The organism is Acidimicrobiales bacterium (assembly GCA_035547835.1).
Classification (GTDB): Bacteria; Actinomycetota; Acidimicrobiia; order Acidimicrobiales; family Iamiaceae; genus DASZTW01.
The window spans coordinates 96,372-119,112 of sequence record DASZTW010000001.1 but is presented as its reverse complement, the minus strand read 5'-3'; the positions used below and the strand labels follow the sequence as shown (position 1 = coordinate 119,112).

Genomic DNA, 22,741 nt, shown 5'->3' with positions numbered 1-22,741 from the left:
GGAGGGTCCTCCAGCGGGCCGTCCCGCACGCGTAGCGTTCAGCCGTGCCGACCTCGTGGACCGACTTGCTCGACCCGAGCATCGAGCAGTTGCGCGAGCAGCTCCCGGTCGAAGTGCACGTGACCGCCATCGAGCAGCTCACGGCGCCAGCCCGTCACGGTGACGAGCCCCGCCCGAAGATGGTGAGCCAAGGCAACTACGTGTTCGGGGTACTGCTCGTGATGCGCGTCGACCGCGAGCGCGACCTCGTGTACCACCAGGAGATCGACCTGGTGTTGACCCGCGACCGCGTGGTCACGGTCCGCAAGACGCCCGAGCGCGGCCAGGCGTTCGACATCGCCGCGCTGATCGACGTGTGCCGCCGCGACGGCCATCCGCCCGGCCAGATCGCGTACCTGCTGGTCGACGAAGTCGCGGAGGCGTATCTCGACCTGGTCGACGACCTGCAGGACGAGATCGACGAGCTCGAGGATCAAGTCGAGGACGCCACCAACGAGCAGGTCCGCAACCGCATCTCCGACTTGCGCCACGACCTGTTGCGCGTCCGCAAGACCCTTGCCCCGACGCGCGACGCCGTGCGCCAAGTGGTCGACAACCGTGTCGAGCTCGACGGCGGCGGCGAGCTGTTCCCCCGCGACGTGGAGCTGCACTTCGGCGATGCACTCGACAAGTTGCTGCGCGCCGCCGATGCGCTCGAGACGTCGCGCGATCTGCTCAGCGGTGTCCGCGACTACCACCAGGCAAAGGTGGCGAACGACCAGAACGAAGTGATGAAGGTCCTCACGGTGATCGCGTCGGCGTTGCTGCTACCGACGTTCATCGTCGGCCTGTACGGCCAGAACTTCCGCCACATCCCGGAGCTGGGGTGGGCGCAGGGCTACGGGTTCTCGTGGCTGCTGATCGTCCTCAGCACCGCCGCCCAGCTCGCCTGGTTCCGTCACAAGCGCTGGATCTGACGCGCCCGGTCGCGCCCGGCGACCGGCACGGCGCGCCCCGGTCGCTCCTGGTTGGCGCCCGGTCGGCTACGACGACTCGCGTCGACGGCGTCGCTCCCCGGTGGCCTGCTCAGGAATGGGCTGCGGGCGCAACAGCGCGTCGAGGTCGTCGTGCGGTGGTACCGGCCCCGCGTCGGCGACGGCGTCGACTGCGCCGGTGATCGTCTCCCACTCGCCGGTGGTGAGCCCCGCTGTCTCGCTGACCATCGGTGCGGCCACCTTGTCGCGCGACACGTCGGGCTCGATGTACATCACTTTGGCGGCGGGCACGTTCGCTCGGACGTTCGCTTCCACGCGGTCGACAGCTTCGGCCACCTCCGGGAGTGTCAGCGAGTGGAGGAACTCGACCTTGGCCGCCACGAGCAGCTCGTCGGGACCTCGGTGCTCCGTGCGCAGATGGATCACCCGCACCACGCTCGGCTCGATCTCGAGGGCACCCCGGATCGCTTCTTGCACATGCTTGGTGGCCGATTCGCCGATCAGCAGCGACTTCATCTCCGACGCGAGCACGACGGCAACGATGCCGAGCAGACCGCCGATGGTGATGGTGCCGATCGCGTCCCACTTGGGATCGTGCGTGAGCTGGCTGGCGACCACCGCGGCGAGCGCCACCACTAGACCGGTGAGGGCCGCGGTGTCCTCCAACAGCACCACGGGCACCTCGGGCGCTTTCGCGCTGCGGATGAAGCGCCACAGCCGGGTGCGCGGGCCCATCGCGGTCTTGGCTTCTTGCATCGCGGTGCGGAAGCTGAAGCCTTCGAGGACGACGGCGACGCCCAAGATCGCGTACGCCCACTGGGCGGCGTCGAGCTGGTGGGGGTGGCGCAGTTTCTCGATGCCGTCGAACACGGCGAACGCTGCACCGAGCGTGAACAGCACAACGGCCACCATGAACGCCCAGAAGTAGCGCTCCCGGCCGTAGCCGAAGGGGTGCTCCGGGTCGGCTTCGCGGCGGGCCTTGCGGCCGCCGAACAGGAGCAGCAGCTGGTTGCCCGTGTCGGCCACCGAGTGCACGCCCTCGGCGAGCATCGACCCGGATCCGGTGAACGCGAACCCGGCGAACTTGGCGATGGCGATCCCCAAGTTCGCGAGGAACGCGGCGACGATGGCCCGGGTGCCGTGGCCCGAGTCGGACATGCGGTGCTCCGTGGGGTAGGTGGTCGTGGATCGGGGTGATCGCGATCGGGTGATCGTTCGCCGCCCGTCGACCTCGAGGGCGCCAGCGCCGATCGTACGACCTCCCATACCGGGCACCGCAGAGCGCCCGGGCGGCACGGTCAGGTGCCGGGCATGGGGAATGGTCCGGCACGGCGGGCCCCCGACGCGACACTGAGTGGATGCGGTCGCCCCTGCTCGAGCTCTTCGTGCCGCACTGGGAAGATCATCCCGACGCGCCGTTCCTCGTGCGCGACCGGGCCGTCGCGCACACGTTGGGCGACCTCGCCTCGCGGGTCCGGGGTTTGGCGGGGGCGTTGCACGACCGGGGCGTACGACCCGGCGACCGGGTCTCGGTGCAGGTCGAGCGCCATCCCGACTCGGTGGTCCTGTACCTGGCAGTCCTGTGGGCCGGCGCCGTCTTTCACCCCATGAACCCCGCCTACCTGCCAGAGGAAGCCGACTACCTCCTGTCCGATGCCGAACCTGCGCTCGCGGTCCGTTCGCTCGCCGAGCTCGGCGAGTTGGTCGCCGCGGCCGACGCCGGCCCCGGACGAGCGATGGCCGAGCCGGTCGACCGCGACGCCGACGACCTCGCCGCCCTGCTGTACACCTCGGGGACGACCGGACGGCCGAAAGGGGCGATGATCAGCCACGGCAACTTGGCGTCGAACGCCGTCGCGCTGCGCCGGGCATGGGGCTTCGAGCCCGACGATGCGGTGCTCCACGTGCTGCCGGTCTTCCACGCCCACGGGCTGTTCGTGGCCTGCAACACCTCGCTGGCCAACGGCACGCCGCTGGTGTGGCACGACGGCTTCGACGTCGACGCGGTCATCGACTCGTTGGCGGGCCTCGACGCGAGCCCCGTGCGGCCGACCGTCTTCATGGGCGTACCCACTCACTACACGAGGTTGTTGGGCTCACCCCGTCTCGATCGCACGGCGGTCGGCGATGTCCGGCTGTTCGTCTCCGGTTCGGCTCCCCTGCAGGCCACGACCCACGGGGCGTTCGAGGAGCGGACGGGGCAGCGCGTGCTCGAGCGCTACGGCATGACCGAGACGTTGATGATCGCCAGCAACCCGCTCGACGGTCCCCGCATCGGCGGCACCGTCGGGTACGCGCTGCCGGGCGTGGAGGTGCGTGTGGTCGACGACTCGGGAGCGACCCTGCCCGCAAGGGCGGCGGGCGACGTGCAGGTGCGCGGTCCGAACGTCTGCCTCGGCTACTGGCGTCAACCGGAGCGGCGCGCCGTCGACACGACCCCCGATGGGTGGTTCCGCACCGGCGACCTCGGCGTGTTGGCCGACGACGGTCGTCTCACGCTGGTGGGTCGCTCGAAGGACCTCATCATCTCGGGTGGCTACAACGTGTATCCCGCCGAGCTCGAGCGGCTGCTCGACGAGCTGCCGGGTGTGGCCGAATCGGCGGTGGTGGGGATGCCCCATCCGGAGTTCGGCGAGTCGGGCGTCGCCGTGCTCGTTGCCGATCCCGCCGGTCCGGTTGGCTCGCCGGATCCCGACGCGTGTTTGCAGGAGCTGGCTCGCCACGTGGCGCGCTACAAGGTGCCGCGCTGGGCGGTGGTGGTGTCCGACTTGCCCCGCAACGCCATGGGAAAGGTGCAAAAGGCACAACTACGACAGGATCTCGCTGCGGGCTGGTCCCGGTTCCTCCAACAGGTGCAGGATGCGGCCGACTGACGCAGAACCACTCACAGTGGGGGACGCGCGGACCGAAGGTGGTAGGCGGGCGCGTGCACGCAGATGGAGCACCGATGATCGAGCTGGGGAACCCGGGGTGAACCGCCGTCCGGTGGTCGCGCTCGCCCTGGCGCTGGGTGTGCTGTTGTCGGTGGCGCTCCTGCCATCGCCCGCGCCGGCCCAGACCATCCCGCCGATCGTGCCGCAGCCGGGCGAGTCCAGCACCACCAGCACCACCACGGCGACCACGCGGCCCAGCCCGCCCTCGGCGCCGTCGAGCAGCACGACGACCCGTCGCCCCACGACCACCACCACGCCCGGCAACCAGCCCCCCGTGCCCAAGATCGTGCGGCAGCCTGTCGCCGACCCCGTGTTCGACCAGGGCGTCATGGTCGACCGTCTCCATGCGTTGTTGATCCAGGCGCAACTCACGCTGGCGACCTCGAACCAGTCGGTGGTGCAGGCCCAGGGCGTGCTCGACAAGGCCAACGCCGCGCTGGCGAAGGCGGGCAACGTGTCGAGGGCAGCGGACCGGCGGGTCGCGCACTGGCGCACGGTGCTCGCCCGATTGGCGATCCGGTCCTACGTCAGCGACGACGACATGAGCTTCGAGGGCAAGCTCGAAGGTGATCCGACGCCCACGTACCGCAGCCTGACGGTCGGTGAAGCTCGCCGGCAGTTCGCGTCGGCCGAGGACAACGCCCACGCCCGCCACCAGCGGGCGGGCGCCGCTCGCCGTGATCGAGATCGGGCGAGGGACGCGCTGCAGAAGGTGCAGCAATCGCAGCAGGACGTGAACCACAAGATCACGTCGCTGTTCGACCAGCTGGGGGTCGCCCAGACCAAGCTGTCGCAACTGGCCATCGGCGACAAGGCCATCAGCCCCGAACAGGCCCAGCGGCTGTTGGCCGAGGCGCTCGCCCGCCGTGGCCTCGACGGTTACGGCACCGCACCGCTGCTCGATCCCCGGGTGCAGAGCGCCATCCAGTTCGCCCGCGACCAGATGGGCAAGCCCTACCAGTGGGGCGGCAACGGACCCAACAGCTTCGACTGTTCGGGCCTCACCCAGCAGGCATTCCTCCACGCCGGCACCGCGATCCCGCGCGTGGCGGCCGACCAGCAGGCCTACACCGTCCCGGTCAGCCCTGCCGACGCCCAACCCGGCGACCTCGTGTTCTTCGGCACCCCGGCCACGCACGTCGGCCTCTACATCGGCGACGGCTACATGATCGACGCGCCCTACACCGGCACGGTCGTGCGGCTCGACCCGGTCTACCGCCGCTCCATCAGCGGCTTCGGCCGCGTCGTCTTTTGACCCCTCCGTCCGCTCGACCCACCCTGCTGTGAGCACTTGACCACCTGTGGGGTGGCCAGGTGCTCACACCACCAGGGGTTTGGGGCGCAGGGGGCGGTACGTTCGGGGGATGACGGTCGCGCTGGCAGCCGAGCCGGAGGTGGAGCGGCTCGACCTGGGTGCCGGCGCGTGGGTCGATGTGGTGCGCGGGTGGATCGACGACGGCGACGAGCTACACGACCACCTCGCCGAGAGGGTCCCGTGGCGGGGGAGCCAGGTCTACCGGTACGACCATTACGTGCAGGAGCGGCGGGTGGGCTCGTTCTGGAAGCTCGGCTCGCCGCCGCCCCATCCCGTCCTGCTCGACGCACAGCGCTGGTTGCAGCACCGCTACCACGTGCGGTTCGACGGGTGCAGCCTCATCCGGTATCGCGACGGAAGCGACGGCCAGGCGTTTCACCGCGATCGGGAGCTGCGCTGGCTCGACGAGACCCTGATCTGCGTGCTCAGCCTCGGTGCCCGTCGGCCTTGGCTGCTCCGACCACGGGCGAACCGTCACGACCACGACCTGCCGGCCAAAGGCGCCACCCATGACTTCGCGCCCGATTCGGGTGACCTGCTGGTGATGGGCGGGACCTGCCAAGTCGGCTGGGAGCACTCGGTTGCCTACCAGCCCGCGAGCGCGTACGGCAGCCGGGTGTCGTTGCAGTGGCGGTGGACGTCGCGCCGAGGTCGCCCCGAGGTCGGGGCCAACTACCGGGCGCCGCGCTTCTACGGCCGCGGCGGCGCATGATGGTGGAGGTGGCCAGGTGGGCGACGCAGGAGGACGATCGTGGATGACCACGAGGTGGTGCAACGGATCAATGAGTTGGCAGAGGAGGAGCATCGGCTCGAGCGCTCGCATGTGGGCGAGCCGCTGAGCGCCGACGACCTCGGTCGGCTGCACGAGATCGAGGTCGCGCTCGACCAGTGTTGGGACCTGCTCCGTCAGCGGCGGGCTCGTCGCGAGATCGGCGGCGATCCGGCCGACACGGCCGTCCGCCCCGAGTCCACCGTCGAGGGATACCAGCAGTAGCGGGGCACCGTCGAGGGATACCAGCAGTAGCGGGGCACCGTCGACGAGCCGACGCGGCGCTGGCATCCCGGGCAGGTGAGCCGACGCGGCGCTGGTGCCCCCGGCAGGATTCGAACCTGCGACGCACGGTTTAGGAAACCGACGCTCTATCCCCTGAGCTACGAGGGCGGGGTACCGCGATCGTACGCGGTGCGCCCGCCCCGTCCTGCTGTGAGCACTTGACCCCCTCCACGGTGGCTGAGTGCTCACAGCACGAGGTTGTCGAGCGGGCGGGGGCGACGTCAGGTGGCGCGATGAGCGGCGCGCTCGGCCAGGCCGCGGATGTACGCGGCTTGGCCGAGATGTTGCATGCAGTCGCCGATGACGCTGACCAGCCGGACCGCCGCGGTGACCGGCGGATCCCATCCGTCGTCGACGATCCGAGCCAGTTCGAGGGTGTCGACCTCGCGCAGGTACTCGACGGTCATGGCGTGCACTTCGGCGTGGTAGCCGCCGAGCAGATCGGCGCGGACGTCCACCTGCCCTGCCTCGTCGGGCGACTGCCCGTAACCCGTGGCGTCCTCGTCGAACGGCAGTCCGAACCGCTCGACCCACCCGCCGGCCTTCCACACTTGGGGCCGGCCCGCGATGTCGGCGATCTGGGCGTCCTGTCCCCGGCCGAGGTGCCAGATCTGCCAGGCGATGGTGTTGGCCTGCGAGTCGGGCCGGAAGGCGAGCTGCTCGGGTGTGATCGAGGCGCTGATGTGCCGGACCTGCTCCTCGATCCGGCTGAAGGAGTCGAGCAGGATGCCTCGGCTGGCCAGGTTGTCAGGCGTGGGCGACATGCGATCCTCTCCAGACGATTGGCTGCAGTTGGCGGCGAACCAGGCGGCCGTGCTCGTGGCTCGGGTGTGGTTCGCCTCGCCTGTCGATGTCGTCGATGATCGTCACGGCGCTCCGCCAGACGTGGTGACCACCGTAGGCAGCCTGCCGTGCGGATGGCGAGACAACGTGTCGGGTCGCTTCCCGGCGGTCACGGCGGGAGACCTGCGAATCCCCATAGATGCCGCGAACCGGTACGTATTGACCCTTGACGCGGCTGGGCGGGTGGTGAAGGTTTTCCAGCCATCGGGGGGCGCCGACCGGGGGAGGGTCCAATGCGCCGGGAAGACCCGCGCGCGACGCGGGCCGAGGCGGCTGGCGTACTCGGCGGTGGGCTGGTCGGTCACGGCGTCGCGCGGGTCGTGCCCCCGTCGCGCTCCCGTCCGGCGACGGTCGTGATGCGAGCGACCCGCAGATGACCACCGCCGTCGCTGACCCGGTGCAGTCGAGTCCCGGCCCGGCCCGGCGCGCGTTCCGCGCCGTCACCGCGTCCACCCTCGCCGGCACGCTCGGACCGGCGGTGGGTGTCGTGGTGTTGCAGCTCGTCGCGTTCCCGGTGCCGCTCGGGGTGTGGGTGCAGGGGCTCGTGCTGGGTCTGCTCGACGCGATGGTCGCGGTGGGTCTCTCGCTCGTCTACCGGGCCAACCGGATCCTGAACTTCGCCCAGGCCGATCTCGGCGCGGTGCCCACGGTGCTGGCGTTCGGCCTGATCACGCTGTCGGGTGTGGGTTACGTGGTCGGACTCCTCACCGGCCTGGCCGCGGCGGTCGTGCTCGGCGCGGTGGTGGAGTTCCTCATCATCCGGCGGTTCTTCCGGGCGCCGAGGTTGATCTTGACGGTGGCCACCGTGGGGTTGTCGCAGCTGCTGATCACGGTCAGCCTGCTGCTGCCCCGCATCTGGGGCTCTTCCCTGCTCAGCAGCGAGACGGTGAGCTTCCCGTGGCACACGTCGTTCACGTTGTCGCCGCTGGTGTTCGGCTCGGACCACATCGTGGCGATGGTCGTGGCCCCGCTCGCGCTGGGCGCCGTCGCCTTGTGGCTGGTGCGCACCGATATCGGCGTGGCGGTTCGCGCCAGCGCCGAGCGCGGCGAGCGGGCGTTCATGTTGGGCATCCCCGTCCGGCGGCTGCAGACCGTCGTGTGGGTGGTGGCGTCGGTGCTGTCGTTCCTCGGCGTGTTCCTGCGGGCGGCCATCGTCGGTCTGCCGCTGTCGGCAACGCTCAGCCTCGGCGCGCTGGTGGCGGCGCTCACCGCGCTCACCCTCGGCGGGTTCACCGATTTCGCGGCCGTGGGAGCTGCCGCGGTGGCGTTGGGCATCCTCCAACAAGGGGTGGCGTGGCACGAGCAGACCCGTCCGACGTTCGTGTACGCGGTGCTGGCGGCCGTGTTGCTGGTCGGCATCGTGATCCGGCGGCCCGGGACGCGGCGGGCGGAGCGAGCCGACATCTCCACCTGGGAAGCGGCCACCGACGTCCGTCCCTTGCCGCAGTCGGTCCGCGGCCGCTGGGAGGTGCGCCTCGCAACGGCGGGCGGCGCGGCGGTGGTCGTCGCGCTGGCTGCGCTGCTCCCGTTGTGGCTCGACTCGTCACAACAGCTCAAGGCCGCCACCGTCTTGGTGTTCGCGTTGATCACCTTGTCGATCGTCTTGCTGAGCGGCTGGGCCGGTCAGGTGAGCTTGGGGCACATGGCGTTCGTGGCCGTGGGCGCCGTCATGGGGGCGGTCGGGCTGGTCGACTGGGGCCTCGACCTCTCGCTGGCGCTCGTCGTCGCCGGGGTGGCCGGTGCCGTCGCGGCGGTGCTCGTGGGGTTGCCCGCGCTGCGCCTCGGCGGCTTGTTCTTCGCGGTCACCACGCTGGTGTTCGGTTTGGCGGCCACCGGGTGGTTGCTGAACCGCAGCTTCTTCACGTGGATACCGAGCGACCGCCTGGACCGACCCCACTTGTTCGCCACGTTCTCCCTGTCGTCGCAGGCCACCGCGTACGAGGTGTGTCTGGTCGTGCTCGCCGCCGCGCTCCTGGCCGCCCACGGGGTCCGACGATCGCGACCCGGCCGCGTCACGAGGGCGGTGCGGATGAACGACCGCGCTGCGAGGGCCTACGGCGTGTCCGCGGTGCGCACCAAGCTGGCCGCGTTCGCGGTGTCGGGGTTCCTGGCGGGCGTGGCCGGTTGCCTGCTCGTCGTGCTCCAGCAGGCCTACAGCGAGAACACGTACGCACCGGCCGAGAGCCTCGGTGTGTTCACGGCGGCGGCCGTCGGTGGCTTGGGCTCGACGTTGGGCGCGGTGCTCGGTGCGTTGTTCCTGCAAGGCGGCCGGTGGTTCCTGCCGTCGACGTGGCAACTGCTGCCGACCGCGATCGGCGTGCTCGCCGTGTTGATGATCTGGCCCGGCGGCCTGGCCGACCTCTTGTTGCGGGCCCGCGACGCCCTGGCCCGACGGCTCGCAGTGCACCGCGGCATCGACGCCCCTTCGCTCACCGGTCGCACGCCCGAAGCGGGCCTTGACGACGGCGACACACCGAGCCGGGTCGACGGTCGCCTCGAGGCCGGCGCGCACGCGCTGCAGAACGCGTCGTCGGGTGGGCCGGGTGGGCCGGGTGGGCCGGCTGTGACGGGAGGGGCGGGAGGGGCGGCTCCATGAAGCGCCGTCTCGCCGAACTGACCGCCGGGGGCCCGGTGCTGCCGCTGGTCGTGCTGATCGGCTTGAACCTCATGGACGAAGTCGACCGCGACGCGTTCGGCGTGCTGATCCCCAACATCCGCGACGCGCTCCACTTGTCCGACCAGGGCATCTTGACGGTGGTGGCGCTCGCGGCTGCGGCAGGTCTGCTCCTCACCGTGCCGATCTCGCTGCTCGCCGACCGCACGAACCGGGTTCGCCTGGCGCTGCTCGGGGCGGTGGTGTGGTCGCTGTTCTCACTCGGCACCGCCGCCACGTTCGGGGTCGTGATGCTGGTGATCGTCCGCGCCGGCACCTCGGTGGGGCAAGGCGTCGTGTTCCCGACCCACAACTCGCTGTTGTCCGACTACTACCCGATCGAAGCGCGCCCGCGGGTGTTCGCGGCGCACCGCGGCGGCAACTCGCTCGGCGTGGTGATCGGCGTGCTCGTCGGCGCAGGGCTCGCCCACGTCTTCAACTGGCGGGTTCCGTTCGTGGTGTTCGCCGTCCCGACCTTGGCGCTGGTGGTGGTGGGCCTCCGCATGAAGGAGCCGGTGCGAGGTGGTTTCGAGCGCGAGGCCGGCGGTGCGGCCGACGGCGCGCTCGGGGTCGAACCACCACCGTCGTTCGGTGAGGCCTACCGCATGGTGTGGAAGATCGCGGCGCTGCGGCGGATCTTCGTGGCGCTGCCGTTCCTCGCGGCGGCCATCATCGGCTTCCAGTCGCTCGCGTCGATCCAGTACGACCGCACGTTCCACCTCGACGAGGTGCAGCGGGCGCTCATCACCGTTCCCGTCCAGGTCTTCGAGGTGGCCGGCCTGCTGATCGCCGCCAGGTACGGGACCCGACTGGCGACGCGGAGCCCCTCGCTCGTGTTCAAGATGCTGGCGGTCGCCTCCGTCGTGGCGTCCCTCGCCGGCCTGCTGTTCGCGTTCGCGCCCTCGGTGCCGGTGGCGTTCATCGCCAACGGGCTCATCGCCGGGTCGCTCGCCGTGGTCGGACCCGGGGTGCTCGCGTCGCTGTCGCTGGCGCTGCCGCCACGGGCCCGGGCCATCGGGTTCTCGATCGGTGCGCTGTTCGTGCTCCCCGGGTTGATCGTGTTGCCGGTGATCGGCGGGATCGGCGACGCCCTCGGCACCCGCTGGGGCATGGCGATGCTCACGCCGGTCTTCCTGGTCGGCGGCTTGCTCGTGGCGGCCGTCGGCGCGGTGATCGACAAGGACATCCACGACGTGTGGACGTCGACCGCGACGCGGGCTGAACTGCTCCTCGCGCGTCAGGGCGGCCGGCTGCCGTTGCTCATGATCCGAGGCCTCGACGTCGGCTACGGCGGGGTGCGCGTGTTGTACGAGATCGACCTCGACGTCGACGAGGGCGAGATCGTGGCGTTGCTCGGCACGAACGGCGCGGGCAAGTCGACGTTGTTGCGCGCGATCGGCGGGGTGACCGAAGCCGACAACGGCGCGGTCGTGTTCGACGGACGCGACATCACGCACATGCCGCCCGAGGAGATCGCCCGGCTCGGCATCGCCCAGGTGCCGGGCGGCGAGGGTGTGTTCCCGTCGCTCACGGTCGATGACAACTTGCGTGCCGCGGCCTGGGGGTTGCGCCACGAGCCCGACGAAGCACGGCGCCGTTGGGAGCAGGTCTACGCGCAGTTCCCGATCCTCGCCGATCGACGCGGCGAACCGGCGGCCGACCTGTCCGGCGGCCAGCAGCAGATGCTCGCCCTCGGCATGGCGCTGGTGGCCCGGCCGCGGTTGTTGCTCATCGACGAGCTGTCGCTCGGTCTGGCCCCGATCGTGGTGGAGCAGCTTCTCGAGCTCGTGCGCGAGCTGCGCGATCGGGGCACCACGGTGGTGCTGGTGGAGCAGTCGGTGAACGTGGCGCTCGAGGTCGCCGACCGGGCGCTGTTCATGGAGAAGGGCGAGCTGCGGTTCAGCGGCTCGGCCGCGGACCTCCTCGAGCGGCCGGACGTGCTGCGATCGGTCTTTCTGCACGGGGCCGCCGAAGGCGTCGGCGCAGCCACCCGCGACACGTCACCCGGCCACGATCAGGGCGCGCGCGGCCCGGCGCCATCGGGTGCGACGCGCCGGCGTGGCGAGCCCCTGCGTGCAGGGTCCGCGCTGCCGGCCGCGGGCGCGGCGTCGACGGCGTCGGCGGCGTCGGCGGGGTCGGCCTCTGCCCCCACCACCCGCGCGCCCGGCGAGCTCCGTGCCGCCGCGGCCGACCCCGGCCGGCAACCCCACCTCGAGGTACGTGGGTTGTCCGTGTCGTTCGGCGGGATCGCCGCGGTCCGCGACGTCAGCCTGTCGGTCGCGCACGGAGAGATCGTCGGCATCATCGGACCCAACGGCGCCGGCAAGACCACGCTGTTCGACCTGGTCTCGGGGTTCACGCCGAGCACCGCGGGTGAAGTGCGCCTCGACGGCGTCGACCTCACGGCGGCGAGCGCCAGCCGTCGAGCCGATCTCGGGTTGGGACGCTCGTTCCAGGACTCCCGGCTGTTCCCGTCGCTGACGGTCGCGGAGACGTTGGCCGTGTCGCTCGAGCGCTGGATCGACGCGGGTGACACGCTGGCCGCCGCGCTCCGCGCTCCGGCACTGGTCGACAGTGAGGCCGCGATCGCGGCGCGGGTCGACGAGCTGCTCGAGCTCTTCGGTCTGGGGCCGTACCGTGACAGCTTCGTCGGTGACCTCTCGACGGGTACGCGGCGGTTGGTCGACCTCGCGGGTGTCGTCGGCCACGGCCCGTCGTTGCTGTTGCTCGACGAGCCGTCGTCGGGGATCGCCCAGCGCGAAGCCGAGGCGCTGGCACCGCTGCTCATCAACCTCCGTGACCACCTCGATGCCACGCTGCTCGTGGTCGAACACGACATCCATCTCGTGTCCACGGTCGCCGGTCGCCTGGTGGCGATGGACCAGGGGTTGTTGATCGCCGACGGCCCGCCCGGCGAGGTGCTGGCCCACCCCCAGGTGCTCGAGGCGTACCTGGGCTCCGGAGGTGCGACCCTCCGACGGACCGGCCAGCGCGAACCGCGCCCGAACCACGAACCGCACCCGAACAAGGCGACGACGACGTGACTCCTGCCCAGCGACCGTGGCCCCGCACCCCGCTGCTCCGGCGGTGGGGACCCATCGCCGTGGTGCTCGCGGTGTTCGTGGCTGCCGGGGTGGTCGCCACGACGCACACCACCGACAAGGGCAAGGCGTCGACGCAGCGGGCCACCACCAACCCGGTCGACAACCCCGACTTGCCGGTGATGTACGAGACCGCCAAGAAGGAGGGCAAGGTCGGCGACTACGACTGGGACCCCGGCTGCGACAAGACCTCCGGGCGCCTGGCGCTCCCCACGGTGTACGCGCCGCCTTGCGTCCCGGTCCACACCGGCCCCAATGGAGGCGCCACCGCCCCCGGCGTCACCGCCGACACGATCAACGTCGTCCTGTACCAGGCACCGCCCACCGATCTCACCGCTGCGCTGCAGGCGAACACCGACCCGCCGGAGGCGCAGTGGGCGACGGCCCAGGACTTCGCGGCCGAGTTCAACCACCTCTTCCAGATGTCGGGTCGGAAAGTGAAGCTGATCCGCTTCCAGAGCAACGGGATCAGCACCGACGACACGACTGCCCGTGCGGATGCCATCAAGGTCGCCGACGACCTCCACGCGTTCGCGTCGATCGGCGGGCCCGCGCAGACAGCGGCCTACGAGGACGAGCTCGCGGCTCGTGGCGTGCTGTGCCTGGGTTGCGGGCTGTCGGTCGGCGACGCCGACTTCCAGCGCGACGCACCGCACATGTGGGGCACGCTGGCCACGCCCGACCAACTCCTCGAGTCGGTCTTCGACTACGTGGTGCAGCGGTTGTACGGCCGCAAGGCGTCGTTCGCCGGCGACCCCGCGTTCCGCAAGGAGACCCGCAAGTTCGGCACGGTCAGCTACACGCAGGACCCACCGGTACCGTCCGCCACCGCGCTGCGCGACAAGCTCAACAAGCAGTACGCCAAAGCCGGCATCCGTCAAGGCGTGAACGAGACGTACCTGCTCGACCTCGCCAAACTTCCCGAGACCGCCACGACGATCGTCGGCCACCTCAAGGCCAAGGGCGTCACGACGGTCGTTTTCGTCGGCGATCCGATCATGCCGATCTACCTCACCAAGGCCGCCACCGCCCAGCATTACTTCCCCGAGTGGATCGTCACGGGCACGGTGCTCACCGACACGTCGGCGCTGGCGCGCCTCTATGACCAAGAGCAGTGGGCCCACGCGTTCGGGGTGTCGAGCCTCGCGGTGCCGGTGCCACAGCACCAGAGCACCGCTTGGCGGCTGTACACCTGGTACTACGGCCATGACCCGGCCGCTCCCAAGACGGTCGGTGTGATCTACCCGTCGCTGTTCCAGCTGTTCACCGGCATTCACCTCGCTGGCCCGCATCTCACCGACCTCACGTTCCAGGGCGGCCTGTTCCGGTATCCGCCGAGCGGGGGAGGGCCCACCAACCCGCGGATCAGCTACGGCAACCACGGGCTGTTCCCGGCGCCTGACTACGTCGGTGTCGACGACACGACCGAGATCTGGTGGGACGCGAACGTCACCGCGGAAGACGAGCAGGGCAAGGTCGCCAAGGGCCACTACCGTTACGCCAACGGTGGCCGGCGCTACCTGCCGGGCCAGATCCCGAAGCGCCCGTCCGACGCGTTCAAGAGGGCCGGTTCCGTCGTCGAGTACGACGACCCGACGAAGCTGCCCGCCAGCGACCGGATCCCCGATGTGCCGCCCTGGCCGGGCTCGCCGGCTGCAGGGGGCTGAGCGAGCCGGTCGGGGTCGATCCGGCGCTCAGGCCGTGCCGCGCACCGCAGGGCGGCGAGCCAGCGCCCCGGCAACCACCGTGTCGTGGATCAGATCGGCCACCTCGCCCGGCGTCGCGTCAGGTCGCCCGGTCGCCAGCGAAAGCGTCGAGCGGGTCAAGAAGATCGAAAACTGCAGCAGTTTGATCGGCGAGTCGACGAGCCCGGCCCGGAACCGGTTCGTGGCCGGTTCGATCAGGCCGACGAGCAGCTCGTGGATCGGCACGACGAACACGGGGTTGGGGCTCGGGTTCCGCTCGTGCTGCGCGTACTCACGTTCGTGCAGCGATGCGAGGAACGCGGCAGTGACCGCTGGGTGCTGCTGGGCGTAGGCGGCGAGCCGTTCGAGGTGGTTGCGGATCGCCAGGTGAAGTGGCAGCGACTTCTCGGTCCAGATCGCGGCGTCGAGCATCGGGATGCACCGCCCGAACACGGGCGCCGCCAGCCCGAGCCGGGTGCGGAAGTGGGCGTTGACCGTGGCGCGGCTGACCCTGGCCTCCGCGGCGACGCTCGCGATCGTGAGCGCTGGCCAGCCGTCGTGGTCGTACAGGCGAGCTGCGGCTGCCGCGATGGCATCGCGCTTGTGGGGGTCGAGCTTGGAGCTCGACGGGAGCGGCACGTGTGGTGCGGGCTCGGTGACGTACGTGGCCCGCCCGACGGTGCAGCCTTCGACCAGCACGCTCACCGCTTCACCGAACACCTCGGGGTCGGCGAGCTCGGGATCGAACCGGTTGCGCATCGCGAAGCCGTCGGCCATCGACGAGACGGCGACGGCGAAGCGCGACGAGTCCCACGCCGGTGCCCATGTGCGATCGAGCGCTTCAACGAAGGCGTCGTAGGCGGGGATCAGCCGCCGGCGGATCTCAGCTTCGCGGTCGGCGAGCAGCTCGCGAGCGTCGTCGTCGCGTGCAGCCGCGGCGTACAGCAGGTAGCGAGCCGTCAGCGCCAGGGTGTGCGTGGGTTGCCGCCAGCGGTTGAGGTTCGCCACGGCGGCCTGCACGACGATGTCGACGCCGCTGGACCCGGTGGCGGTCACGACCACCGCGCCGTCTTGCAGCTCGACCCGGGTGGCGTTGGTGACTTCGTTGCCGATGGCGATCGCCCGCTCGAGCGCGGCGCGCGCCAGTCGTCGGTTGGGTGCCCCTCGTCCTCCCAACGGCGCAAAATGGTGACTGACCGTGCTGGGAGCGACCTTGGCACGCTCCGCCACGGAGCGTGTTCCGATGGCACCCGCGGCATCGGTGAGCATGGTTTCCCCGAGCAGATCGAGGGCCGCTCCGAGCAGCGCGTCACGGCCGACCCGCCGACCAGTCGAACTCATACGAGTGTTTTACTCCACTCGAACAAGTGATGCAGTTTCCTAGATGATTGTCCCAATTCTGTCATCGACACGAGGCGGCCGGTCGGGGTAACAATGTCAACGTTCGACGCGAAACCTTCACCGGCTGCGGGCGGGCCGGTGAAGGTCTCGATACGGCAGGAGGCTGATGGGCCCATCTGCCCGTCGGGTGGGAGGTGCCGGGCCTGGCGGAAGGCCCGGCACTTTCTGCGTTCGGGGCCAGGTACCCGACGCGATCGGGACCGTTCCTCAGCCCGTCCGCTCCTTACGTTCCGTGGTCAGCAGACCGCGGTGCGCTGCGGCCAAGATCAGGGCCGGCGGGTCAGGCGCGCTGGCAGGTCGGGCACCAGAACAGGTTGCGTCCGGCCAGCTCGCGGGTGCGGATCTCGGAACCGCACACATGGCACGGCTGTCCCTGGCGCCGGTACACGTAGACCTCGCCGCCGTGGTCGTCGACGCGGGGCGGCCGGCCCATCGCCTCAGGCTCGTGCTCCGGCCGCACCGTGTCGATCCGGCCGGTGCGCACGCCTTCGCGGAGCAGTCCGACGAGGTCGGCCCAGATGGCGTCCCACTCCTCGCGGGTCAGCGAACGGCTCTCGCGCAGAGGGTCGATCCCGGCGCGGAACAGCACTTCTGCCCGGTAGACGTTGCCGACGCCTGGTGTCACCGCTTGGTCCATCAGACGTGCGCCGATCGGTGTGGTGCTGCGGCTGATCTTGCGCCACGCGATCTCGCCGTCCGCGCCGGGGTCGAGGGGGTCATCGCCGAGGCGCGCCATGACCGCTGCCTTGCCGTCGGGGTCGAGCACCTCACAGGTGGTCGCGCCTCGGAGGTGCCCCCACGAGGTCTTGTTCACCATGCGGAGCCGGACCTGGCCCACCGGATCAGGCGCCGGCGTCCGACCGAGGTCGAACTTGCCGTACAGCCCGAGGTGGACGTGCAGGTACTGCATGCCGGTGAACCGCACGAACAAGTGCTTGCCGTGCGCCTCGGCCGAGACCACCTTGCGTCCGTCGAGCAGGGCGGCGCCGTCGGCGAATCGACCCTGCGGGCTCGATACCGCGACGGGACGGCGGCCGAAGCGACGGTCGATCTCGGCGGCGAGGCGGTGGATGGTGTGGCCTTCGGGCACGTGGTGATGGTCGCGTCCGGAGCCGCCGTCGGGCCAGACGGATCGGGCCGATGCGTGGCGTCAGAACACCACGACAGATCGGAGCACCTCGCCGGCCTCCATGCGGTGGAAGGCATCTTCCACTCCGCTGAGGTCGATCGTCTCGCTCACGAACCGGTCGAGGTCGAGGCGTCCTTGGAGGTAGAGGTCGATGAGCGTGGGGAAGTCACGGCTCGGTAGGCAGTCGCCGTACCAGCTCGGCTTCAGCGCGCCGCCGCGTCCGAAGAAGTCGATCATGGGCAGCTCGATCTTCATGGCTGGGTCGGGCACGCCGACCTGCACGAGGCGTCCCGCCAAGTCCCGGGCGTAGAACGCTTGCTCGAACACCTTGGGGTTGCCGACCGCTTCGATCACGACGTCGGCGCCGTTACCACCCGTGAGGGCCTGGATCGCAGCGACCGGGTCGGTGCTCGACGCGTCGACCGTGTGGGTGGCACCGAACCCGGTGGCGAGCTCGAGCTTGCGGGGGTCGAGGTCGACAGCGATCACCGTCGACGCGCCGGCGAGGCGCGCGCCCGCGATGGCCGCGTCACCCACACCGCCGCAGCCGAACACGGCCACCGACTCGCCCGGTTGCACGTCGCCGGTGTGCATGGCCGCGCCGAGGCCGGCCATCACCCCGCAGCCGAGCAGGCCGGCGGCCTCGGGCCGGGCGGCGGGGTCGACCTTGGTGGCCTGCCCGGCGGCCACCAACGTCTTTTCGGCGAAAGCGCCGATGCCGAGCGCGGGGGTGAGCGCCGTGCCGTCGAGCGTCATCTTCTGGGCGGCGTTGTGGGTGGCGAAGCAGTACTGCGGCCGGCCGGTGCGACATGCCCGGCACGATCCGCACACGGCGCGCCAGTTCAAGATCACGAAGTCGCCCGGCGAAACATCGGTCACGTCACGGCCCACCGACTCGACACAGCCGGCGGCCTCGTGGCCGAGCAGGAACGGGAACTCGTCGTTGATCGCGCCTTCCCGGTAGTGCAGGTCGGTGTGGCAGACCCCGCACGCTTGCACCTGCACGACGACCTCACCGGGACCTGGATCGGGCACGTGGATCGTCACCACCTCGACCGGGGCGCCCGCCGATGTGGCGACCACCCCTCGGACGTCCTGGCCGCCGACCTCGCTCATGACGGGCTCCTCTTGCGAATCCTGCACGGATCTGACGGGGTTCGTGGACTCCGGTCCCGGGGTCGGTTGCGGTCGACGAACCCGAGTCCTTGTGGGCGAATGTTACGGGGCCGGGCGGGGCGAGCTGCGCCGGTCCTGCCGCTCGGGTGTCTAGTGCACCGACCCGTGTGGGCCGATCTCCGACGACGTCGGCTCGCACGGGTGGCACTCGACTTCGAGCGTCGCGTGCGCCACACCGAACCGTTCCTCGAGCAGGCGCTTGAGGCGGTCGGCGTGGCGTTGCGCGTCGTGGAGGGTGAGCTCGCCGCCCAGCACCACGTGGGCCGACAAGGCGGTGGTGTCTGACGCCAGGTCCCACAGATGGAGGTGGTGCACTTCCTCGACCGCTGGATCGGCCACCAATGCGGCCGTGACGTCGTGGGGGTCGAGGTGGTGGGGGGTGCCCTCGAGCAGCACGTGCGTGGTGTCGCGGAGCAGGACCCAGGCGGTCCAGACCACGACCAGCGCGATGAGCAGCGAGATCACGGGGTCGGGCCAGGTGGCGCCCCACACGAGCATGGCGCCGGCCGCGACGACCACCGCCACCGACGTGGCCGCGTCGGCCGCCAAGTGCGCCATCGCGGCGCGCAAGTTGAGCGACCGGCCCGCGTGGCGGGCCACCAGCGCAGCACTCACCACGTTGGCGGCCAGACCGGCCAGCGCGATCCCCAACGTGGGCCAACCGTCGAAGTGGTGGCCCCGACCGAGCCGACCGATCGCCTCGACCACGATCACGACACTGGCGCCGAGCAGCAAGACGCCGTTCGCTTGCGCGGCCAGCACTTCTGCACGTTGCAGGCCGTACGAGTGCCGATCGGTGGCGGGGCGTTCGGCGAGCCGGAACGCGGCTGCGGCGATGCCGAGGCCCACGACGTCGGTGAGCATGTGCACGCCGTCGGCCAGCAGGCTCAGCGAGCCGAACACGAGCGCGCCGATCACTTCGGCGAGCAGGAGCGCGCTGTTCAAGGCGAGCGCCCAGGCAAGCGACCGCCACTGGTCGGCACGTCGCGGCGGGACCGCGGGGCCATGGTGGTGATCGCCGATCCCCATGCCTTCAGGATCGCACGTCGGTAGGATCAGCGGACATGCCGGCGTCGACCCCAGGAGACCGCCGACCGGTCCTCCTCGTCGACGCGCCGATCGAGGTGCTCGCCGATCTCAACGAGTGGTTCGCCACTGTGTTCGGCGCGCTGGAGAAGATCGACGCCACGCAAGTGCCCCGCCGGCTCGTCGAGCTCGGCGACGCGCTGGAGGAGTTGATCGAACGACCCCGGTTCGTGCTCGGCGGGCAGGTGGTGCAAGCCGAGGCTGCGCACGCCGACAACGCCGACTTGCAGCTCGACGTCGGCATCGAGGCGGCCACGCGCATCGCCCGCATGATGTTGATCCTCGACGAGCTCGACGAGTGGTGCCGCAGCGGTCACCTCGCCGCGCCGCCGCGCACCGCCGACCAGGTGTGGGTGCTGCGCTGGATCGGGCGCGAGATCATCGGCCAGATCGAGATCGGCCGCCAGCCCCGCCCCTTCCGCCCCCGCAGCGCCGACTGAGACCGAGTCCTCCGCGACACCGGCCCCTCCGCGGCATCCGTGCCAGTCCTGGGACCGATGGGGTGTCAGAAGGTGCGGCCTGCAGGAGGTCGGGTGGAGTCGTTGCGGCGGCGTGCCCGGCGGTTGGGCCGCGGACCTGGTGACGCAGCTTCGGGGTCGGGGGGCGGGCTGGTGATGTGGGGTGTCGGGCGGTCAGGTCGCGGGGCCGGTGAGGCTTGCCATGTCCGGCGCGAGCGTGGCCTCCATGTAGTCGATGGCTTGGCGGCGGAGGTTCTGCTTGGTCACCCGGTACGCACCGGTGCGCAGTTCGCCGAGCCGGGTGGCTTCGGCCATGGCTTCGTCGAGCAGCGACGCCGACGGCACCACGCGATCGAGGTAGCCCGCGGCGACCGCCCCCTCCGGGTCGTAGAGCTGGGCTTGCGCGGTGGCCCGCTCGAGCGTGGCCGGGTTGGGCATCCGCGCCCGCGCCAGCTCGACAGCGAAGACCGGAAGCTGCATCCCGATGGCCACCTCGTTCAGGCCGATCTTCGACGGCGTGTCGGCCGCACCGATCCGCACATCGGCCGCCAACAACAACAGCGCGCCGGCTGCCAGCGCGTGTCCGTCCGACGCCGTCACCGTCGGCAGCTCGAACCCGTAGAGCCGGATCAGCATCCGAGCACCGGCGGTGACCAGTTCACGCATGGTGTCGACGCCTTCGGTCATCAGCGCCAGGTTGAAGCCCGCGCTGAACTTGCCCGGACGGCCGGCGATGACGACCGCGCGCGCCTCGTCGGCCGCACGGTCGAGGTTGTCGTGGACCGCGTCGAGCAACGCGAAGTCGATGGCGTTGGCCTTGCCGTCGTCGAGGGTGATCACGGCGACGCCGTCGCGCAGCTCGTAGGTGGGGGCGGTGGATCCCGGCTGATCGGTCATGGCCCCGCAACCTACCGGTCCGCCCGCGTCCCCCATCCCCACCGTGACCCTCGCGGCAGGGAGGTTGTCGGAGGCGGCCAGTAGGGTCCGGGGCCATGGCGGAGGCCGAGGGGACCCACGCGGGGAGCGACCCGGAACAGCTGAACGGCGCGGGCCCGCCGCAACAGCTGGGCGACGACTTGTACCACCCCGCCGGCGCGGGCCCGCCCGACGAGCTGGGCGACGCGGTCGGTCGCGTCATCGGTACCGACGACGCGACCCCGCTCGAGTTCTGGGTCGCCGTCGAACCCGGCCAGTTCCTCCAACTCGACGACGTGGTCGCCCTCGAGCGTGAGCTGCCCGGCCGCGATCCGGTGCGGATCTACGGCATGGTCGCCCAGGTCCGTGCCCGCCACGAGGGCGCCCGTTTCGACAGCGACGTCTTCCTCATCGCCGAGGGCGTCCTGCCCGCCGAGATCAGCGAGGCCGCCCTGATCCAGGCGACCCGTTTCGAGCCTGAGGTGTTCGTGCCGCCGCGGCCAGGCGACCTGGTGCGTCGCGCTGCGGGCGCGGGGCGCGACCAGGCGTTGTTCTTCGACGGCATGGAACGGCGCCTCCCGGCCGGCCTGTCCCGCGACGACGAGCCGTTCTTCTTGAACCTCGAGTTCGTCGATGGCACCCGCGGCGCCCACGTCAACATCAGCGGCATCTCTGGCGTGGCCACCAAGACCACGTATGCCACCTTCTTGCTGTTCAGCTTGTTCACGTCTGGTGTGCTGGGCCCCGAGGCCGTCAACACCAAGGCACTCATCTTCAACGTCAAGGGCGAGGACCTGTTGTTCCTCGACCACCCCAACGCCGCCCTCGCGCCAGCCGAGGCGGAGCGCTACCGCCACCTCGGCCTCGCCCCGGGGGCGTTCCCGAGCGTCGGCGTGCTGGCCCCGCCCCGGCGCGACGACGCCCACGCGGTGGCCGACGTCGCCAGCCGCACCCATGGGGTGACGTCGTTCTTTTGGACTCTCCACGAGTTCTGCAAGCAGGAGCTGTTGCCGTTCCTGTTCGCCGACGCGGAGGACGAGCGCCAGCAGTACACGATGGTGGTGTTCCAAGTGACGCTCCGCCTCACCGAGGCCGAGCGGGTGGGCGACGACGGCGCCGTGCGGATCGACGGGGCGACCGTCCGCACGTTCCACGACCTGGTCGAGCACATCTGCGACAAGTTGGAGGACGAGGACCCGATCGAGGCGCAGCGTTGGTCGGGCCGCGCAGTCGGTGCCGGCACCGTCAACGCGTTCATCCGCCGGTTGTGGGCCGCGGTCCCGCACGTGCGCGATCTGGTCCGGTCGGGCGTGCCGCACCCCGAACGCCATCGGATCTCCTTCGAGGAGCAGGTCACGGTCGTCGACCTCCACAACCTCAACGACCGCGCCAAGCGGTTCGTGGTCGGCGTCGTGCTCCGAGCGGCCTTCCGCGACAAGGAGCAGTCGGGCCAGGCCCGCCCGCTCCAGTTCGTGGTGCTCGACGAGCTCAACAAGTACGCCCCCCGTGAGGGGTCGAGCCCGATCAAGGAGATCCTCCTCGACGTGGCCGAGCGTGGCCGATCGCTCGGCATCATCTTGATCGGCGCCCAGCAGACCGCCAGCGAGGTCGAGCGGCGCATCGTGGCGAACTCGGCGATCCGCATCGTCGGCCGGCTCGATGCGGCCGAGTCCAGCCGCGGGGAGTACGGCTTCTTGCCGCAGGTGCAGCGCCAACGGTCGACCATCTTGAAACCGGGCACGATGCTCGTGTCGCAGCCCGAGCTGCCCGTGCCCCTGCTGGTGCAGTTCCCGTTCCCGGCCTGGGCGACACGCTCGGCGGAGGCACGTGCGCAGGACAACCCGAGGGTCGATCCCTCCGACCAGCCAGACGATCCCTTCGCCGGCCTGCCTCGCTGAGCGGAGGTCGCCCGCTGAGCGAGGTCGGTCGACCGGCCTCTCAGGCGGCCCGAAAACGGCGAGAGGGCCGCAGGCCAGTGGCCCACGACCCTCTCCCCCAGCGAGGTCGCCGGCAGCCGC

17 protein-coding genes and 1 tRNA gene are annotated in these 22,741 nt (G+C 70.6%); 10 read left to right on the top strand and 8 right to left on the bottom strand.

Features of this window, described 5'->3' with window-relative positions; genetic code table 11:
- Positions 1-44 precede the first annotated feature (44 nt).
- A complete protein-coding gene (locus tag VHA73_00555) occupies positions 45-956 on the top strand; it encodes a magnesium transporter CorA family protein (GenBank protein ID HVX16495.1) in 912 nt (303 codons plus the stop codon).
- Between the two features lie 66 nt (positions 957-1,022).
- On the opposite strand, the gene VHA73_00550 is transcribed toward VHA73_00555, so the two are convergent.
- Positions 1,023-2,132, bottom strand: coding sequence for a cation diffusion facilitator family transporter (locus tag VHA73_00550; protein ID HVX16494.1), 1,110 nt, complete (start codon positions 2,130-2,132; stop codon positions 1,023-1,025).
- Positions 2,133-2,332: 200 nt separating this feature from the next.
- Between VHA73_00550 and VHA73_00545 the strand changes: the two genes are divergently transcribed.
- The 4 genes from VHA73_00545 to VHA73_00530 all read left to right on the top strand — a co-directional run bounded on the left by VHA73_00545 (position 2,333) and on the right by VHA73_00530 (position 6,216).
- Entirely contained in the window at positions 2,333-3,847 is a 1,515-nt protein-coding gene (locus VHA73_00545) for an AMP-binding protein (GenBank protein ID HVX16493.1), read from the top strand.
- Positions 3,848-3,944: 97 nt separating this feature from the next.
- A complete protein-coding gene (locus VHA73_00540; GenBank protein HVX16492.1) occupies positions 3,945-5,162 on the top strand; it encodes an NlpC/P60 family protein in 1,218 nt (405 codons plus the stop codon).
- Positions 5,163-5,271: 109 nt separating this feature from the next.
- Positions 5,272-5,934 (top strand): alpha-ketoglutarate-dependent dioxygenase AlkB, encoded by a 663-nt coding sequence (locus VHA73_00535; GenBank protein ID HVX16491.1) that lies wholly within the window; start codon positions 5,272-5,274, stop codon positions 5,932-5,934.
- Positions 5,935-5,973: 39 nt separating this feature from the next.
- Positions 5,974-6,216 carry a DUF2630 family protein gene (locus VHA73_00530; protein HVX16490.1) on the top strand — a complete coding sequence of 81 codons (243 nt, stop codon included), beginning with the start codon at positions 5,974-5,976 and terminating at the stop codon, positions 6,214-6,216.
- A 92-nt stretch (positions 6,217-6,308) separates the two neighbouring features.
- Here the strand turns inward: VHA73_00530 and VHA73_00525 are convergent.
- Positions 6,309-6,384: transfer RNA gene (locus tag VHA73_00525), tRNA-Arg, on the bottom strand.
- A gap of 113 nt (positions 6,385-6,497) precedes the next feature.
- Complete coding sequence (locus VHA73_00520; GenBank protein HVX16489.1) at positions 6,498-7,040, bottom strand: DinB family protein; 543 nt, start codon at positions 7,038-7,040, stop codon at positions 6,498-6,500.
- A gap of 452 nt (positions 7,041-7,492) precedes the next feature.
- Here VHA73_00520 and VHA73_00515 point away from each other — a divergent pair, with 452 nt between their 5' ends.
- From VHA73_00515 to VHA73_00505, 3 genes are read left to right on the top strand one after another with little or no spacing between them, the layout of a single operon-like run.
- Positions 7,493-9,715, top strand: a complete 2,223-nt coding sequence (locus VHA73_00515) for an ABC transporter permease (protein ID HVX16488.1) — start codon at positions 7,493-7,495, stop codon at positions 9,713-9,715.
- Positions 9,712-12,816 carry an MFS transporter gene (locus VHA73_00510; protein HVX16487.1) on the top strand — a complete coding sequence of 1,035 codons (3,105 nt, stop codon included), beginning with the start codon at positions 9,712-9,714 and terminating at the stop codon, positions 12,814-12,816. Before VHA73_00515 ends, VHA73_00510 begins: the two co-directional genes overlap by 4 nt.
- On the top strand, positions 12,813-14,540 hold the full coding sequence (locus VHA73_00505; GenBank protein ID HVX16486.1) for a hypothetical protein: 1,728 nt from the start codon (positions 12,813-12,815) through the stop codon (positions 14,538-14,540). The genes VHA73_00510 and VHA73_00505 overlap by 4 nt, the downstream gene beginning before the upstream one ends.
- Before the next feature lie 27 nt (positions 14,541-14,567).
- Here the strand turns inward: VHA73_00505 and VHA73_00500 are convergent, their stop codons facing one another.
- From VHA73_00500 to VHA73_00485, 4 genes are all read right to left on the bottom strand, one after another.
- Positions 14,568-15,899 (bottom strand): TetR/AcrR family transcriptional regulator, encoded by a 1,332-nt coding sequence (locus VHA73_00500; protein HVX16485.1) that lies wholly within the window; start codon positions 15,897-15,899, stop codon positions 14,568-14,570.
- 340 nt (positions 15,900-16,239) lie between these two features.
- Positions 16,240-17,049 carry a DNA-formamidopyrimidine glycosylase family protein gene (locus VHA73_00495; protein HVX16484.1) on the bottom strand — a complete coding sequence of 270 codons (810 nt, stop codon included), beginning with the start codon at positions 17,047-17,049 and terminating at the stop codon, positions 16,240-16,242.
- A 60-nt stretch (positions 17,050-17,109) separates the two neighbouring features.
- Positions 17,110-18,204, bottom strand: a complete 1,095-nt coding sequence (locus tag VHA73_00490; GenBank protein HVX16483.1) for an S-(hydroxymethyl)mycothiol dehydrogenase — start codon at positions 18,202-18,204, stop codon at positions 17,110-17,112.
- A gap of 150 nt (positions 18,205-18,354) precedes the next feature.
- Positions 18,355-19,293: a cation diffusion facilitator family transporter gene (locus VHA73_00485; protein ID HVX16482.1), complete on the bottom strand. Its 939-nt coding sequence runs from the start codon at positions 19,291-19,293 to the stop codon at positions 18,355-18,357.
- Positions 19,294-19,328: 35 nt separating this feature from the next.
- Between VHA73_00485 and VHA73_00480 the strand changes: the two genes are divergently transcribed.
- Positions 19,329-19,790, top strand: a complete 462-nt coding sequence (locus VHA73_00480; GenBank protein HVX16481.1) for a hypothetical protein — start codon at positions 19,329-19,331, stop codon at positions 19,788-19,790.
- A gap of 192 nt (positions 19,791-19,982) precedes the next feature.
- Here the strand turns inward: VHA73_00480 and VHA73_00475 are convergent, their stop codons facing one another.
- Positions 19,983-20,705 carry a crotonase/enoyl-CoA hydratase family protein gene (locus VHA73_00475; protein HVX16480.1) on the bottom strand — a complete coding sequence of 241 codons (723 nt, stop codon included), beginning with the start codon at positions 20,703-20,705 and terminating at the stop codon, positions 19,983-19,985.
- A gap of 95 nt (positions 20,706-20,800) precedes the next feature.
- On the opposite strand from VHA73_00475, the gene VHA73_00470 reads away from it, so the two are divergent.
- Positions 20,801-22,621 carry an ATP-binding protein gene (locus tag VHA73_00470; GenBank protein ID HVX16479.1) on the top strand — a complete coding sequence of 607 codons (1,821 nt, stop codon included), beginning with the start codon at positions 20,801-20,803 and terminating at the stop codon, positions 22,619-22,621.
- Positions 22,622-22,741: the final 120 nt, after the last annotated feature.